The 16,966-nt window shown below is 64.3% G+C and carries 12 protein-coding genes; 7 read left to right on the plus strand and 5 right to left on the minus strand.

Annotated elements, in window-relative coordinates; all coding sequences use genetic code 11:
- Positions 1–7: 7 nt before the first annotated feature.
- A complete protein-coding gene (locus V6V89_RS33845; RefSeq protein WP_334623630.1) occupies positions 8–415 on the plus strand; it encodes a hypothetical protein in 408 nt (135 codons plus the stop codon).
- Positions 416–716: 301 nt separating this feature from the next.
- On the plus strand, positions 717–1,760 hold the full coding sequence (locus V6V89_RS33850; RefSeq protein WP_334623631.1) for a glycoside hydrolase: 1,044 nt from the start codon (positions 717–719) through the stop codon (positions 1,758–1,760).
- A 476-nt stretch (positions 1,761–2,236) separates the two neighbouring features.
- Here V6V89_RS33850 and V6V89_RS33855 read toward each other — a convergent pair whose 3' ends face one another.
- The 3 genes from V6V89_RS33855 to V6V89_RS33865 all read right to left on the minus strand — a co-directional run bounded on the left by V6V89_RS33855 (position 2,237) and on the right by V6V89_RS33865 (position 4,531).
- Positions 2,237–3,358: a hypothetical protein gene (locus V6V89_RS33855; RefSeq protein WP_334623632.1), complete on the minus strand. Its 1,122-nt coding sequence runs from the start codon at positions 3,356–3,358 to the stop codon at positions 2,237–2,239.
- A 176-nt stretch (positions 3,359–3,534) separates the two neighbouring features.
- Entirely contained in the window at positions 3,535–4,089 is a 555-nt protein-coding gene (locus V6V89_RS33860) for a flavoprotein (protein WP_334623633.1), read from the minus strand.
- A gap of 46 nt (positions 4,090–4,135) precedes the next feature.
- On the minus strand, positions 4,136–4,531 hold the full coding sequence (locus V6V89_RS33865) for a hypothetical protein (protein ID WP_334623634.1): 396 nt from the start codon (positions 4,529–4,531) through the stop codon (positions 4,136–4,138).
- Positions 4,532–4,980: 449 nt separating this feature from the next.
- Between V6V89_RS33865 and V6V89_RS33870 the strand changes: the two genes are divergently transcribed.
- Positions 4,981–7,866 carry a hypothetical protein gene (locus V6V89_RS33870; RefSeq protein ID WP_334623635.1) on the plus strand — a complete coding sequence of 962 codons (2,886 nt, stop codon included), beginning with the start codon at positions 4,981–4,983 and terminating at the stop codon, positions 7,864–7,866.
- A 217-nt stretch (positions 7,867–8,083) separates the two neighbouring features.
- Here the strand turns inward: V6V89_RS33870 and V6V89_RS33875 are convergent, their stop codons facing one another.
- Complete coding sequence (locus V6V89_RS33875) at positions 8,084–8,494, minus strand: hypothetical protein (protein WP_334623636.1); 411 nt, start codon at positions 8,492–8,494, stop codon at positions 8,084–8,086.
- Positions 8,495–8,702: 208 nt separating this feature from the next.
- Here V6V89_RS33875 and V6V89_RS33880 point away from each other — a divergent pair, with 208 nt between their 5' ends.
- The 3 genes from V6V89_RS33880 to V6V89_RS33890 all read left to right on the plus strand — a co-directional run bounded on the left by V6V89_RS33880 (position 8,703) and on the right by V6V89_RS33890 (position 14,939).
- Positions 8,703–9,485 (plus strand): hypothetical protein, encoded by a 783-nt coding sequence (locus V6V89_RS33880; protein ID WP_334623637.1) that lies wholly within the window; start codon positions 8,703–8,705, stop codon positions 9,483–9,485.
- A 2,548-nt stretch (positions 9,486–12,033) separates the two neighbouring features.
- Positions 12,034–12,402 (plus strand): hypothetical protein, encoded by a 369-nt coding sequence (locus V6V89_RS33885; protein ID WP_334623638.1) that lies wholly within the window; start codon positions 12,034–12,036, stop codon positions 12,400–12,402.
- A gap of 11 nt (positions 12,403–12,413) precedes the next feature.
- The gene (locus V6V89_RS33890) at positions 12,414–14,939 is read left to right on the plus strand and encodes an NACHT domain-containing protein (RefSeq protein ID WP_334623639.1); all 2,526 of its coding nucleotides are present in this window, start codon (positions 12,414–12,416) and stop codon (positions 14,937–14,939) included.
- 165 nt (positions 14,940–15,104) lie between these two features.
- Here V6V89_RS33890 and V6V89_RS33895 read toward each other — a convergent pair whose 3' ends face one another.
- Positions 15,105–15,623 carry a hypothetical protein gene (locus tag V6V89_RS33895; protein WP_334623640.1) on the minus strand — a complete coding sequence of 173 codons (519 nt, stop codon included), beginning with the start codon at positions 15,621–15,623 and terminating at the stop codon, positions 15,105–15,107.
- 55 nt (positions 15,624–15,678) lie between these two features.
- Between V6V89_RS33895 and V6V89_RS33900 the strand changes: the two genes are divergently transcribed.
- Positions 15,679–16,653 (plus strand): hypothetical protein, encoded by a 975-nt coding sequence (locus V6V89_RS33900; RefSeq protein ID WP_334623641.1) that lies wholly within the window; start codon positions 15,679–15,681, stop codon positions 16,651–16,653.
- Positions 16,654–16,966: the final 313 nt, after the last annotated feature.

Consider the following 16,966-nt stretch of genomic DNA (forward strand, 5'->3'; position numbering starts at 1 on the left):
GTTGCCGATGGCCGTCCTCGTGGCGGCCATCGGCATTTCCCATACCCACCAAGGGATCGGCCGTCATGACCTACGCCCCGACGTGATGTGCCTGTGTGACTGCCGCCGCCCCGAGCATCACTGCGACCAGCGCACCACCTACAACGACGAAGGCTGCGTGTGCGCGATCACGTGCGCCACGCAGCCAATGGCGCTGCTCGCCGAGCAGTGGAACTGCGCCCTGTTCCTCGACCACGGCGGCGACCACTGGTTCGTCAACCGGCTCCCCGGCGATCAATGGGACTGGAGCAACGCCGACCACCTCCACGAGCACCACGACTTCTACGACGCCAGCCTCGTCATCGAACGCCACGTGCGCCAAACCGCCAAGATCCCGCTGAACCCCTTCGAGCCGTGCCGCCAAGACGCGGCATAGGGCTTCGAACCGACATCCACCCTTGGCGTGGCTGGGCCGCCCGCTAGGGCGAGCAACCGGCCTTTTTCGTTTCACCCCCAACGAAAATCCACCTGACCCAACTCCCACCACCCCACGCCGCACTGGTCACCCCGACAGCGACCCGCACCTGGGCGTGGACGCCATCGAGCGCCTCCTGCGACACGCCGTAGCCGAACCTCGGCCAGGTCTGGCCTGAACCAGCCCTTCCCGTGGGGTCGCGCGCCGGCCGTCCCGAGCGCACACCCGGCCCTCTTTTGCTGTCCAGAAAGGCCATCACGCCATGACTATGAAAGCCGCCATCGGTCTCATCATCGTCGTCTTGCTCGGCTGCATCGGGCTGCCGATGGCACTCATCTCCGCAGTCCTGGGCGGCTCCGGCGACTGCGCACCCGCGATGCCCAACACTTCCGACCAACGCGGCATCGGCCGCTGGGATACCGAACAGGTCTCCATCGCCGCCACCATCGTGTACGTCGGTGCTGCCAAAGGCGTTCCCTCCTGGGGATGGGTCGTCGCCCTGGCCACCGCCATGCAGGAAAGCCAACTACGGAACCTGCCCTACCTCGGTGAGAGCAATGACCACGACTCCATTGGCGTGTTCCAGCAGCGCCCCAGCCAAGGCTGGGGTACGCCAGCGCAGCTCGCCGACCCCGCCTACCAGGCGGAGCGCTTCTACGACAAGCTGCTCACGATACCCGGCTGGAAAGATATGCCACTGACCCAGGCCGCTCAGGCGGTGCAGGTCAGCGCCTACCCCTCGGCGTACGCGAAGTGGACCAGTGACGCGAGCCTGCTCGCCGACGCTGTAGGTTCCGCGTACGGATGGACTCCAGGAGATCCTGAACGATGCGTGAGCACTTGCCCGCAGATGCCGCCTAGCTCCGGGAGCCTGGGTCCGGACAGCGGATGCGTGGCGGGCATGTCGGTGCTGGCGCGGGCCGCGACGTGGCTGACGGCGTGGGACGGCCGTCCGGTGCCGTACCTGTCCAGCGGCGATCCGTCCACCTGGTTCCAGGGGTATCGACGTGACTGCTCCGGGTACGCCTCGATGGCGTTAGGGCTTCCAGGTCCCGGGTTGAACACGGCCGGGCTGGCTGCGCGGTCGACACCGATTCCGAAGGCCGCGCTGGTGGCCGGAGACCTACTGATCAACTCTGCGCCTGACGGCGAGGGTCACGTGGTTGTCTTCGAGCGCTGGACGGACCAGACCATGACCGCCTACGTAGGGTACGAGCAGGCCGGCAGCGGTGGTACGCACCATCGGGTGATCCCATACCCGTACTTCGGCAGCTACCAGATGACTCCATACCGGTTCCGGAGCTGACCGGAGGACCGGCTGCTGGTTCAGGAGGTCGGTTGGCCGTTGGGTTGGCTGATCTGGCCCAAGCACCAGCGCTCTTTGTGATCGAGGGAGTCGATCAATGTCAACGGCGAGGGCGTTCTAGGGTCGGCGACGGGAATTCAAGGCGCCGACCTGGCGGTCTTCGTGCTCAAGTAGCTCCCGCAGGCGGCCAGTTGGTCGAGGTACAGCCGCTGTGCAAACCGTACGGAGTCCAGGTGCGGCTGCCCGACGCCTGTCGCCCGATCAATGTGGACGATCCGGCTCGACGGCGTTGATCCCGTTGCTGGGTCATCAATCTCAGCTCAGATTCCAGCGCTCGCGATTCCCGGAGCACGGCGGCGATGCGCGCGGGCCCGGGGATCAATGCCGGCCCTGGGTGGACGGGCCGCACATCCAGCCGCCCACCGCAGGCGGCCCATGCAGGCGGCCCAAATCGCGGAACGGCCCTCATGACGTCGTCACTGCGGCGCCGGCCATACCTCCCAGCCGTCGGTGCTGCCAGGGCGGACGTGAGCGGTCGGGTATCTGGTTTCCGCTTGTTCCAGCCGTTTCCTGACCTCGGTGATGGGCCCGGATGGAATGACGGCCAACGGCTTTGGTTGGGGCCGCGGTGCCGGCCTCGGTCGGGGTGGGCTCGGTGTGAAGATCGTGCGGAGCAGGGGCGGGAGCATGGCGCGCCACTGGTCGTAGCTGAAGTCTGGTAGTGCGTATTGTCCGCCCCACTGGTGCCCGACGCGGTAGGTCGTGCAGGCCGGACACCGCTGCCACCAGCCAGGTATCAGCTGCGCGAGTTGCCCAGCCTGGGTGCCAGGGGCCGGTGGAGGCTGGAACAGGCGCAGGGAGATGTCGTAGTCGTGCCACGCAGAGGGCGCCTGGCACTCCGAGCACATGGCGGCCGGATCGGGCAGCGGCATCGCCAGCAGCGCGTTGAACCGCCGCCGTTGGGTCGTCGTCCAGCTGCGCAGTGTCGGGTGTCGCCAGTACTGCATGTGTGATTGGAGGTTCATTTCGCGTCGCTCGGCGGGTAGGCGGCCGTGGCGGTCGATGACCTGTTCTGGATCGCCGAGCTGATCGAGTAGCCCCGCAGCTGCGGCTCGGCTCGCGTTGAGGCGATGCTCGGCGTCGTCGCGTTGGGCCGAGCTGGCAGGCGTCTGGAGAACGTGGCCGAAGAAGGCGACGTCGGACTGCGTACGTAGCAGCCTCAGGCGCAGACGTTCGCGGTTCTCGTCGTACCCTTCGACTACCAGGTCGGGGCCACGGCGCGTGTCCTCGTCCAGGTCCTTGCCGAAGGTGTCGGGTTCGGCGTGCCTCGGTGCGGTCTTCTCGTCAGCAGAACCGCGACGAGGTCCGTACTTGTCCCATTCGGACACGACCTGGAGGACCAAGTCGTACTCCTGATCGCGGCGACCCTCCTGCCACCAGTTCCACTGACGTGCAGGATCGCTGTAGATGCCGGTCAGGTCCGACAAGGCTTGCAGCAGCTGTTCTGCCGTGGAGGTCATCCCGGGGCGGCGCGTCCAAGTGACGCCATTGGACGCCGTCACCCGCATCGTTCCCGCTCCCGCGACCGGCTCGGTCATTGCCGTAGTTCCTTTCTCGGGGGCGCTACCCGACGGCACCTCGTTGACCGCAGCATCCAGTTCTCCCGTCAGGCCGTGCCGGGCACTGGCCTGTCGTGGACGTTGACGCTGCACGAGTCTCGTCCGACGATCCGGCCAGCAAGCATCCACCCACGGACATCAACGACATCCTTGCGCTACCCGCCGACCAGCCTTCGCCGCACAACCTCAAGCTCCCGCAACAGGGCGTCCCACGGGAACAGCGCAGCCGCTGGCGCACCCATGTTAGGGGTTGGCAGCGGGTACACGTCCGGGTCGAACAGCAGCGTGACACCCCAGCTGCGCAAATCTCGGATCGAAGCCCGGAAGGCCGGGTGGCGGGCCAGGGCAATGTTCGGCGTGGGCACCGCCACGATCGGCAAACTCAGACCGATCGCCTCGTTCAGGATGCCCAGCGCCAGGGTGTCGCTACTGCCGCGAGCCAGCTTGTTGATCGTGTTGAACGTCGCCGGCGCCACCGCGATCGCATCGGCCAGCGGCAAGACATTGGGCTCGTCCGGTTGCTTGTAGTCATACCGGACCACATGACCGGTGATCCTCGCCAGCTCGTCCGCGTCGATGAACTTCCGCGCCGACGGGGTGGCAATCACGCAAACCTCCCACCCAGCCGTCAGCAGCCTCGGTACTGCCTGCGGAAGGTCACCAGCTGGCCGACCGCCACAGGCGACGACATAGAGCACGGGCTTTTCCACGGCACCATCATCGCTTCCGTGCGCTCCGATCCGGCGGTACCTGGCGTCACAGCGGTGAGATCACCAGCCCGACGTGTCGCGCCTCCGCTGTGTCGTCCACGTCGAACTGCAGCAACCAAGGACCCGGATGAAGCGCGACCTCGTCACTGTGGTCGGCATCACCGATATTGAGCCGCCCTGAAGGAACCTCGAAGGCGACCTCATACGGTAGCCCGTCAACCCGCTGAGACGTCACCCGAACATCGAGGGCGACGTCGGCCTCTGCCTCGTCGACCGTGCCCGCGTGAACCACCAGAACAGCGACATGGGAAGCGGTGGCCAGCACTGGCCCTTCGCCGTTGTGGAAGTCAATATCAAAGTCCGTCTCGCAGTCGACGTCGCTAATGTAGATGGCACCCCAGTAGTACGGGCGGACCCGCCTCAGGCGTTGAACCTCTGCCATGACGCCGGACCTTATCGCCAGATCTCGACCACGCAAGAACCAGGCGCCGGCGACACGGCATCCAGGCCTGCGGCACTCGCTTCTCAGCGCGAATGCGCGACGCGCGGAAGCTCGCCGTGACGCTGTGTAGCGAGCGCTTTGCGGCGGCAAATGTGGGCGCCAAGATCAATCGCTCCGGCGTGGTGCCCCGCGATTGGACACCACCTACCGCTCAGCGACAAGCAGGTCCGAAAAGCACGGCCATCTCGTGTGCCCCAACGAGAATAGGGAGCGAGCACATCAACCTAGGAGCCGCCGCCTTGTGGACCCCGATACCACTTGACTCCTCCCTTTACCGAGGCCCGTCACAGGTCACGCCGGCCAGGGTCATTGGAAAGCTCGAGGTTCTGCCCTTGAACGAGTTGTTGTGGGAGGACTTCGAGCGCATCCAATGGCGCATCCTGCGCGACGTGGAGGGCCTGCGCTACGCCCAGATCTACGGCGAGCGCGGTCAGGCACAAGAGGGCTTGGACGTTGTCGCGCTGGCGCCGGACGGCGGCGGTGTCGGCCTGCAGAGCAAGAAGTACAAGCGCTTCGGCCCGGCCGACCTCAAAGCCGCCGTGAAGAAGTTTCGGGACACCGAGCGACCCTTCACAATCAACCGCCTGATCATCGGCGTGAGCATCGACGTCAAGAGCAAGACCGTGCCGCCTGTGCTGGCCGATCTCCGCAAGGACCTCCGTCCGACCGAGCTGGATCTGTGGGACCGGCAGGAGTTCTCGCTGCTGCTTCGCACGCGCCCGGACATCGTCATTGAGTTCTTCGGTGAGGAGACGGCTCGGGCGTTCTGCCTCCCGTTCGAGCTGGAGTCCGTGGTGGTGCCGTCCGTGGAGACGGTCGCCATCCGTGAGGCTCTGGCGAGGACGCCGGAGGAAACGACCGGCGCGGCCGACCTGCTACGGGAGGCGCGAGCGCTACCCGACGAACCTGAACGAGCGCTGGGCCTGATCGAGGAGGCCCAGAGAAAACTGCGCGCGACGCCGTTCGGCGCCTACGCCGCGCAGTACGACGCGGAGCGAGGCCGACTGCTCGCGCGTCTCGGCCGCGCCGACGAGGCAGCGCGCCAGTGCCTCGACGAGTTCTGGGCGGCGCTCGATCTCGGGCTGACCTCTACCGCCGATGTCGCTCACCGGCGACTGCGCGAACTCGTTGGCGCCGGCGCGGCACCCTGGTTTACGCAGGTGGCGGGCGCGGCGTCGAACATCTACTTCAATCCGTTCGGTGCCGTGGACGACGTCGCGGCTCTCGGGGAGGACGTCGACAGGGCACGCCTCGCGGCCCTGGTAGGGGAGGTCGTCCTCGCGAATGACGACCCGGCCGCGCTCTCGTCGCTGAGCGACACACTCGCGGCCGCGATCGAGGGCGACTTCCGGGACCCTGTTCTCCGGACGCGGCTGCGCCTGCTCGCCGCCGAGGCGACCGGCGACTGGACGGCGATTCTCACCGACGTACGAAAGCTCAAACTGGGGTACGACCTACTCGCATTGGTGACGGCTCGTTACGCACGGCGTAGGGCGCTGAACCAGGAGTTCAAGGAGGCCGAGGCTCTTTGGGACGACGCCACCGGCGACGCCTCCCTGGCGCGGCGCTGGGCCGACGCGACGACATGGACGCAGAGCCGCCGGGCTTTCCGCGAGTACTGGAATCCTTTCACTTCGGACGAGTTGCTGCCGCTGCAGAAAGCCCTACGTGAGCTGGGGTCTGCCCCGCGGATCCTCTCCATCGCCGAGACGGCCTACGAGTCGGCGTTGGAGGCGCTGCGGTTCGATCGGTTGCGCCCGGCGACGATCTCTGCCCAGCGAGCCCTGCGGGACGCCGTCTCGGCTGGTGATTGGGCGGGCGAACGCGAAGCGAGGCGGGTTTTAGCGTCCGCGCTGGCGAAGGCGGACGAACCCGGCCTCGCGGCACGACACCTCGCGCGGGCGGGTGCCGTCAAGGAGATCAAGGAGCTGGGCAAACAGTTCGCCGACAGGTTCATCGACGTCACGCCGGAGCTGTCGGCGCCGAACTATTGGACGGTCGGCACGGCGTTCCGGCTGATCGAGCAGCAGGCCGACCTGGTGCCGGACGACCTGGTCGAGGTGATCTCCAAGCGCATACTGACCGAGATCGCCGGTGCCGAGGCGAACGAACTGCCCGACATCCGCATGCTCGCGGTGTCGCGCTACAACGGGGCGATCGGCGCGCTAGCCGGCCTCGCGCACCGGCTCACGCCCGAGCACGCCGACAAGGTCCTCGCGCACTTCGAGCGGCAGCCGCCCTTGGACGACAAGCATTACCGGTTCCATGACATGAACGAGGCCGTCGCGGTAGCCCGTATCGCCCACACCCGGCCGGAAGTCGCGGAACGTGCCTGCACACACCTGGTGAGCCTGCTCGCCCGGTCACAATCCGCGCGTAAACACGTCGCGCAGGAAGCCGTGGACCGGTACTTCGACGTCACGCGGCCGCTCCTCGTGGACCTCGCGGCGAAGGGCAACCACTGGGCGCGGGAAACGCTAGCGTTCCACGACACCGACAGCGTGCCGCCGGAGCAAGCCGAGGCGGCCTTGGCCAGGCTCACGACCCCGCTCGTCCACACACCGGGCGTCTTTACCGAAGGGACCAGCGCCGTTGGGGATTCGCTGCTCGTGCGGGGCTTGCCGGGCGACCGGCTCGAGCCGGCCGTGTCGGAACTGCTGCGGAAAGCGGCCGACACGCACGTCGGCGCCGCCGATCGGGGGGACTACCTCATCGCGGCCGCCAATCTCGCCCCGCAGCTTTCCGCGGCGGATCGCGACAAGCATTTCGCGGCGGCGATGCGCGGCGCCTCGGCACCGGGGTCGTCGCTGCACGACCCGTGGGAGCGACGTTTCGCTCACCGCCTCGGCGGCATGCGGGTCGTCTACAACGACATGGACAGCCGCGAGCGGGCGCTCTTTCTCGCCGCGTGCCTGGCCGGCGACGACGGGCAGCGGACGGCGGTGCGCGGCCAAGCCTACGAGCTGCTCGTCGACGGCGGCGAATCCGGCTACTGGGTCACGCGAGCGCTCCAACAGCTGGGCGACGCGATGCGCGAGGACGTCGGCTATCTGCTGACCCAAGGGTGGGCGTTGAGGTCGTTCGCCGCGATTCTCTGGGCCAGGCACGGGACGCCCGTTCAGGCAGGGATGCGGCTTGCGACCGATCCCGACGTCCGGGTCCGGCGGACCTTGGCCGAGTCGCTCGAGGGTGCGGAGCCGGACGAGGTCCGACGGTCCGTCCGTGATCGTCTCGCCCAGGATCCGAGTTACAGCGTGCGGAGCGTGCTGGCCTGACGGGCGGGCCTTCCGCCGTACGCCCATGTGCCTCACATGGACTCGCGCTTCCCCGTGCGGTCGGCCAAGCTGGACCGCCCGGCGCCCGTCCGGGAGCTGTACACGGGCAGAATGTTCCGGCACACCCTGGCCAACGCCGAGCGCTGCGCTGCGGCCGACGAGGCGCCGGCCTCGGCCGGCTACCCGGGGCCGCGCATGGCCTCCCACCGTCGTGTACTCAGACCCATGTCCATGGGCGGAGTGCTCTCCACAAGCGTCGCCGCCAGCGTGTCCGCCCCGGGTGAAGGAAGATTTCGATGTCCTCCAACGCGTCGGCGGCCGTACCGCGAATGTGTGGGACCGATCGCTTTCGGCGCAGCGCCTGCACTACCCGGGCTTCGTCCAGCTGACGGTGGACCCTTGCCAGATGGCCCAGACACGTCGCGGCCAGGGAACTGACCTGGCGGTCATCGTGCTCGAGTAACTGAAGATGCAGTTCCTGCAGCTCCTGCCAGTCTCCGCAGTCGTACAACGCGGTGCCGACCATCGCGTTGAGGGCTGCAGACAGGTCACCGCGATCCAGGGCTGCGCGTACATCGGCCGGCGTTGCCGAAGGCGGGTTGTGGAAAACCCGATGTTCATGGGCCACAGGTTCATCGTGCCCTTCCCGCTAGTCGGCGTCGCGCACGGGCCGCACCAGATCATGTAACGCTGTGTTACGAGCGGATCGCGGCAGATCAGTGCGCCTGGCGACCTTCCGCTTTATGGTGTTGGGCTGCTTTTCGTGCCGTCGCGAGTATTGATGCCAATCCAAAAATAGAGTCCTGCCAAGAGCGCCATCGTCGTAGGATCCACGGGTGGATCAGAATGAGCAAGAAACGTTCCAGAGACTGTTGCACCTGCTCGAGCAAATCGAACCGTGGGTTGAGCGATGCTCGGGCGATAAGCCTGGCTTCTCTAGGCTCGGCGCAGGCAGTTCGCTTCGTGGCGACGATGACCGGGTGCATCCTTATGAGACGAGCCACGCTGTCTGGAGCGCCTTGAGTCACGCCGTAGATCACCTTCACGCGGTACGCTCGATGCTTCGTGATGCTCAAGTAATCCATAACTACGCGTCGTACACTTTGTTGCGCGCGGCGATCGAGAATGCCGCCGTGGCTGTCTGGCTTCTCGCGCCAGCTTCACGATCCGAGCGAATCACGCGTCGACTGCGGCACGCTGCGGCAGATATTAAGGGCGGCGAGGAGGTAAAGGAGCTTGTCGGGCATCACGGTCCTCGGAGTAAGCGGGAGCGCGTTTCTGAGATCAGGTCGCTCGCCGCAAAAGCTGCCATCAATGTTGATCGCGCGTCCGCACCCGCCAGCTTCCGTGGCATCGTTCAGGCTGCGGGTGAAAAGACGGACCTCGGAGGGAGAATCACTCGGCTGCTCTGGCACATGGGCAGCGGTATTGCTCACGGGGATCTCTGGGCCACGGTGTCGGTAGGCGAGGCGGTCGAGATGCCGGGAGCGCCAGCGGGCATGACGCACATGCGCGTTTCGGCTGGCGTCAACGGCATCTTCATGATGACGCTTGCAGCGATCCTGCTTGCTAAGAAGGGCTGGGATCTCTATGAGCTACGAGCGCTGGGTATCCGCTGAGTGAGTAACGACTAATCGGCCCCTAGGCAGACTCGATTTCTCCGATGGGGACAGCGCGAAGCAAGGCATTAGACGCGTTGGGAAGTTCAACGTCCCGAGTCCAAAAACGATCTTTGATGAGCACCGGGCGTTGGCATTATCTGGAGAGGGTTCGGTGACTGCTTGGGCCAAACTCTTGCCGAAACGGGTGCACTCAACCAATACATCGCTTCGCGCCTAACCGCTTGATCAAGGTCGGCGGTTGCTCCCTTTAGGGTCGTCATCCAGCGCTGGGTCCCGGCCGCGTGTACCAGACCCAGACGGAGCACGGAAGAATTCTCATTATTCAGGAAAGGAGCAATCCACGAGGGCTCAGTTTCGAAAGGAACATCACAAAGTGAGCCCGCAGCCGATAATCTGACTGAGATATGATCGTCGGACTGAACGATTTTCTCAATGTAGGGTCCGACCCAAGCTTGACCCAGGATTCCCATCATTCGGGCCATCGCTTGCCGTTGTGGTACGGCGGCGGATCTGAAACTCCTAATTAGCGCAAACGTCAAAGGGCTGGCATAAGGGCTAGCACGCAGGAGAAATCGAGCTTCGGCGCGAGCCCCGCCCACAGGATGGTAAAGAGCCTCGCGGATCAAGCATTTCAAAGAGTCATCGGTAAAGTCGGACTCTGCTTGAGTTGCTCCGTAAAGCAGGTCTACGAGAGATTGCTGACCTACTGAAAGCATTAAGCGTGGAATACGATCGTGATAGCCGCCGGAACCGCGCCTACGAAGTTGATCTCGAACCTCCGGGAGGGATGAGAAGCAGGTAGCAGCCAACGTTGCGGCACGTTCGTCAGTTCCGTAACCGAGATTTGTCCCCGGGTCCATCAGGTTGAGAGTTTCCCGGACTAACCGGGGAACGTACTCAGGTAACAAAACCCGAACGCCGCCTCGGGCTATGCGCAGGCAGGCGTCAAGCGAGCGCATTACGACGAGCGGATCTCCCGAGGTCACAGTGCGTTCAAGTGCTCGCGCCGCAATGGCCCCTCGGAAGTATCCGATGGCTGCTGCGACATGGTTGGCTCGCGCGTTGGATGGGTCAAGGGCATGTACGAGCATCGGGTCCAAGCAGGGGTCGCCAACCCGTGCGACGACGTCTGCCATGACGTACTCATCGATTGATGACGCGCACGCTAGTGCCTGGACCCCCGCTTCGATGACCTGGCTACGGCGGGTTTTACTGAGTCGACCTCGCCGGTCTCCGGCCGCAAGAAGTTGCCATTGGGATGCCATCAGAGGCGAGGAAACGTCACTTGGCCCGACGGAGTCGATATGCCGCGTCGCAACTCTGCGTGACGCATCTGTCTCAGCGGCTCCACGAGAGCGGGCCAGCATCGTATATATGTCTTGCAACTGGAACGGTGCTAGATCGAGCGCGCGCTCGAAGCACTCAAGCCAGGCAGCGGTTAGTTGCCGGTGACCCTGAGGGCTTTCCAGTTTTGCTAGGCCGGCCGCTGTTACCCGGCGGAGTCCCGGCGGTGCCGCCAATCGACGGACGAAGGCCTCGGCTCTTCGTAACTCCCGATCCCCGTGCGCAAGTCGGTGGACCCGGAGAAGCCATGCCAGGCGGCTCCTCACGTCTCCACCAATCTGTGGTACCGCAAGCGGGCGGCCACGTTCCGTCATGACGTGCCCTCCCGATCGGCTTCATCTGTCAGGTGAAGTTCAGTTCCGTGGCAGGATCCGGAAAGAAATCCGGGACTCTGTTGCGTTCGTACGAGGCTAAGGGTGTCCACAAGGGAACCGGTTGCACCCTCGGGAGACGAGTATGAATGAACGCGACGCGCTACTCTCGCTTCGAACCGCCCTGATCCTACTAAGTGCATTGGTATGCGGTGTGGTGGTAGGCATACTTGCCTTCTTCGCTTATGGCAACGCCGCTGCAGCGGTTCTCGCAGGTCTCGCGGCCGGAGGTTCCTCGGTTTCCCTCCTACATAGGACCATCGGGCGTAGGTAGAGTTCCTTGAACGCGCCGGCTTGCTTCTTCTGAAGATCGCGAGCCGGCATACCAATTGTGGTCAATAGCAATCGCGGCCTCCTAGCGCTTCACGACAGGTCATGCCACTCAAAGGTATTGGCTCTCTCGCCCCCGTCAAGGTCGGATGGTGGCCAAAGACGTCAGATCATGGACAGTCGTCTCATTCATCACATCGCGTAGGCAATATATCCCGCTGCGTCGAAAGACTGCACTGTCATCGGCATGATCGAGTGCACGAATCTCGGCTAGATGAGTACGTCGTTGGGGCGACGTGGCCGTGTTTGCGGCGGCCGGCCACGTCGCTGGCTGGTCAACTTACCCCCGTCCGAAGCATCTCGGCGGACGCCGACCGCGTGACCCACTCCCCGACGGACCCCTGAAGCCGTCAATCCCGCTAAAGATCGCCCTGGCTCGAGTACCAAGCAGCTGGCATGTCAGAAAGACGACCTTCGTGGCGCATATCGCTCCTATTCGTGGTGCGGTAGCGTGCCAGCCTGCCGACACGTGTGGTCGCACCTCACAAACAGGAGGAGTGATGGAACCCGTTTCCATTGGCATCGCGGTAGCCGCGTTGCTCGGCACGAAAGCCGCCGAGGAGTTCGCGGCCCACGCCGGCTCCCGCGCGTGGCAGGCGGTACAACAGTTGGGCTCGGCGGTGCGCTCGCGCCTCTCCCCACGGGGTACGGCCGCCCTCGACCGCATCGGCGAAGGCGACGAGGGCGCGATCGTGGCAGCCGAGGTGGGGGCGGCAGCCTCGATCGATCCGGAGTTTCACCGCAGCCTAGAGGCGTTGCTGACCGAGGCAGGGCAGAGTCCGCGCCTGGCGACCGTCATGGCGGTGGCCCGTGACAACGCCAAACAGGTCAACATCGGCGGCGACAACAGCGGCCCGATCACCTTCTGACGCACGCTGACATGGCGTCCACCAACGAGCCGGTCCTGAAGGCGGAAGCCGGCGGAGCTGCCAAGCAGGTCAACGTCGCTGGCGACAACTTCGGGCCGCTGTATCTGGCCCATGAACACCGCGACCAGCGGCTCGTGCACCAACTGCCGTTCTCGCCGTCGGACTTCACCGGCCGACAGGCGCTCTTCGACGACCTATTCGCCCGACTGACAGCGACCTACGCCAGCGGGATGATCAATCTTTACGGCATCCCCGGCGTGGGAAAGTCTGCGCTCGCGATCCGCCTCGCCAACGCGCTGGCTGCGGATCGCTATCCCGACTGCCAGTTCTACTTCAACCTTCGCGAGTCAGACGGGCAGCCGGTGTCGTCCTACGACGTACTCGGCGGGGCGCTAGTGGCGCTTGGCGTGCGACACGCGGAGGTGCCGACCGGGACGGAGGCACGCGCCGCGATCTTCCGGTCGGCACTCGTCGGACATCGATCTGTCATCGTCATCGACAACGCGACCACCGCCGCGGACGTGGAGCCCTTGCTCCCCGGCAGCATGATCGGCGCTGCGGTGATCATCACGAGTTGGGCGCCGGTCGCCGAACTCCCCGGTGTGGATCCGATCGCGCTGCAGACCTTGGACGACGACGAGGCGGTGCAGATGCTCCATCGCGTCCCCGGCAGGGAGCCAGTCGCCACTGAACTCGCGGTGGTTCAAGAGATCGCGCACCTCGCCGGCAACCTCCCACTGGCCCTGCGCATCGCGGGCGGTCTGCTCAAGAAACGGCCTCACTGGACCTGGTCGGACCTGAGGCGCAAGCTCGCCGATGTGGACGGCTCGGCCCGACTGGAGCGGCTGGTCGCCGGCACGCTCGCCGTCGAAACCACCTTCGGCCTCGCATACCATGCCCTCGAGCCCCGTGTCGCCAAGGGATACCGGCTGCTGGGCCTGGCGCCCTCCGCCCAGATGAGTCGCCTGCTCGCACAGGTGCTCGTGGATCCGGACGCCGAGGTCGCGCAAGACGTCATCGACGTGCTCACGGACATGCAACTCCTCCAGGCCGACACACCGCGCACCTTCCGCATGCACGACCTGCTTTGGCGGCAGGCACGGGCCCTCATCGAGGCAGAGGACGCCAGTGCCCAGGAAGCGGCGGTGCAGCGCATGACAGCATGGTCGCTGACCCAGCTCGGCACCAAGTACCTTTCCCGCTTCGGCCCGGACCTCGACCTCGCCGCACCATTCGCCGCCGCCTTCGAAGAGCGCGTGAGCGACCAGATCTATGTCGACAGCCCGGTCCACGCTTTGACGAGCTCGGACCTGCGTCCGCTCCGAGATATGTTCGACACCAACCATCGCCTCGTGCTCATCGGCGTGGGCGGCACAGGCAAGACCACCATGGTCAACCACCTCTGCCACCTCGCGGCCCGGCGTCGGCTGCACGACCAGACCAGCCCGGCCCCGATCATCGCGTTGATCCGCGACCTGCCAGGGCAGCCGGACACCGACATCCCGGCCCTACTGCTGCGGATACTGCGCCACAGATTCGATGTGGACCTCACGCCCGACGCGCTCCTAGTCGCCTTGCGAAGCGGCAGCGTATTCGTGGTGCTGGACGGGCTCGACGAACTCGTCGACCATCAACTGCGGTTCGCGGTCCTGCAGTCGATCAAGCTGTTCGCCGCTACCTACCCGTCCACACCGCTACTTGTGACAACACGGCCCTACGCCGAAGTCGAAGCGGATCTGGCCGGCTTCACCCACGTGACCGTCGCCCCGTGGACGTCTCGCCTCTGGACCCGCTACCTCGCGGGCCTGCTGTCGGTAGCCCCCGAATCCCTTCGACATCGTTCGCACGAACTGCAAGGACGCCTCAACGAATGGATCGACGCCGGCCTCCTCGACAGCCCGCTCGCTTTGCAAATGGTCCTGTCCGCCTACGATCGGTTCGGTCGCGTCCCCCGCACTCACACGATGCTGATCAACGAGGTCGTCTTGGCCTTCGGCATCCTGCGCGAGACCCGGCGTGGCCTGCTCGACCAAGCGGGTCCCGCAGTGCTTCATCGCGTGTTGATGTTCGTGGCTTTCGCTATGCAGTCCAACCCGGAAAACCGTGTCTTCATCCGATTCTCGGAGCTGCAGCGGCTCGTCACCCAAGTGTTGGAGACGGCCGGCGACAAGCACGACGACTGGTACTACCGAGATGTCGCGGAGGGCATCACTCGCCGGTCTGTGCTGCTCCGACAGGTCGATGGATACGCCGGGCGGGAGCCATCCATAGCGTTCACGCACACCCTTTTCCGGGAACACCTAGCCGCAGCTCACGTCGCTCGGATGACACCCGACCAATTTGCGGCCGTTGTGATCGCATATCAAAACGATCCATCGTGGGAAGCGGTCCTTCGCAGCGCGGTAGAACTCGCAACCAATCCACGCTCCCCCGACTTCCTTGACCAGGTGACCGCGGCGATCAGCGCCGCAGGCAGCCACGGCCTCGCTAAGGCCTTCGCCAGCTGGCGCCGGGCAGCACAGCACATGGACGGCTGAACGCGCGCCCAGCGCACCGTGTCGAGAATGCGTCGCGATGCTACGGGCACAGGTTGTTGGTGGGCCGAGGCTCCATGTGTACACATGCCGTGCGGCAATCCGGAGACGACTCAGAATGCTTCCTGTCCGGGGCGGTCCTGAGTAGGAAGAGAGGTGGCGCAGATACTAGATGTCTGCCGCAAGGTAGTGGTTCACCGCTACGAAGAACTCGTCCCGCTTACTCCAGTAGGAGGTCTTCCAATCATTTATCCGAGTATCGCGACCCTTCGCAAAAGGTGTTCCGCGGAGATGCTGCCAGAACTCGCGAGCCAGTCGCGCCGGCTCACCATCAATTACAAGCCGAAGGCCATCGAGCGCGGACTGCCCCTCGTGTGATTCAATTTCCCGAAACGCCCTGATCCGATCCTGCTCGTCAGCATGCAGTTTGTCTGCCGCCAGCAAGCGAAGATATTGCTGGTGAAAAGCAGAGAGCATCGTCAGGCAGGCTGCGCGTCTGGCGTCGAAGAGTCGTGACCGCCGTTCCCGCATGAAAGCGCTTCTCTGAATAAGGAACGTGCCGAGTGATCCGATCACGGCACCGAGCAAAGTTCCCATCACCGGCAGATAGGGTTGCATGCCGCACTGTAACTCAAAGGCTTCTGCTCGATCAAGAGTAACGTCGAGATGCCGACCGAGCATTGACATCGTTCCCCCACGCTCGGACGCTAGCACGAACTCGCATTAGAGTAGGGCGGCGATGATGGACAAGTTGCAGAGCAAGATTGTTTCACAGCTCTTAGATGCATCCAATAGCTTTATCCGCACAGGAAGTTCCGAGAACTGGGAGCCCGGCCCGGTGAAGGCTCTGCCGGAACCGGGTGACCCTACCAACCCGCTCGGCGTGTGGTGGGAGTCGTTCATCCTTACTGTAGCGTTGCAGGGAGATACGCCGGAGGTACATCAGCGGATTTTGGCCGCGCCATTTGAGTCGCTGGGTTTCCAAACCGTATTTGAGGCATTCAAGGCGAGCCAGCTTTACGCCATATCTGCAGCGCGTCACATCGCGGCAGTTGCGCATCTCTTGTCTTCCGATTCAGTCGGAATCCAACCGGTCCTCACCGCTTCGAGAGCCGTCGCGGAGTCCAGTGCGCGCGCCTACTGGCTCGCGGACCTTGAGATTAACGGCAGGGAGAGGGCGCGTCGATGGGTCAACAACGAACTCGTTGAACTTCACCACCTGCGCTCTTTCAGCAAGGCAGAGGATCGTAAGTTCGTAACCGAACGCGAGAAGCGGGCGAACGACCTCGGTCGGTTGCTCGACTTCCCTCGATCGAGCAGCAAAGAGGGTAAACCGTATTTCTTCGGCGAGCGGCCGCCCAGCATAACAGGGCTGATGGAGGCATGCCGACCTGGTAGCAGCCACTCCTACGCAATGGCTTCATCAGTCCTACATGCGAACACCTTCATACTCAAACACCTAGGATCTTTCGACTGGGTAACCGTCGAACTCGACGAGGCGACGGAGCAGTCGAGGATTATGTCAGAAAGTGAGCTCAGGTCAGTCGCGATCTCCCTGAAGGATTCCGTTGCTCTCTTCGGGCAGTCCACCGTAGCTCTTATTGAGCAGTTCGGGTGGCATAAGGAGGATCATTACATGAAGTTCATCGAACTCTTGGTAACTCTTATGAAAGTTGTCGAGCCGAATGAGGCTCGCGCGCTCGAAGGCGATACCTGATTACGTGATCTCATGGCTTGCGCTACGAAAGTTCTCGCGCGCTCTCATCGGCAAATGAGCGAGTTAGGCATGGGTCCTCGTTGTTTGCGTTCCTAACCCGACCCGCAGTCGACACGTCAAGATCGACAGGTCGTTGTCCGCAAGATGCCGGCCAGGACGCGGCGCGCTGCGCGTCGTCGCCGAGGGCATGAAGACGGCGGACCTGCGAGCCGCGCTCGTCTCTGCTCAGCGCGCGGTCATTGAAGTCTGACTAGTGCCGCGTCACGCAACCTTGATCGTGTAATCGGGGTGGCGGATCTTGGAGTCGGGGGCG

The organism is Micromonospora sp. CPCC 206061 (genome assembly GCF_036906915.1).
Classification (GTDB): domain Bacteria; phylum Actinomycetota; class Actinomycetes; order Mycobacteriales; family Micromonosporaceae; genus Phytohabitans.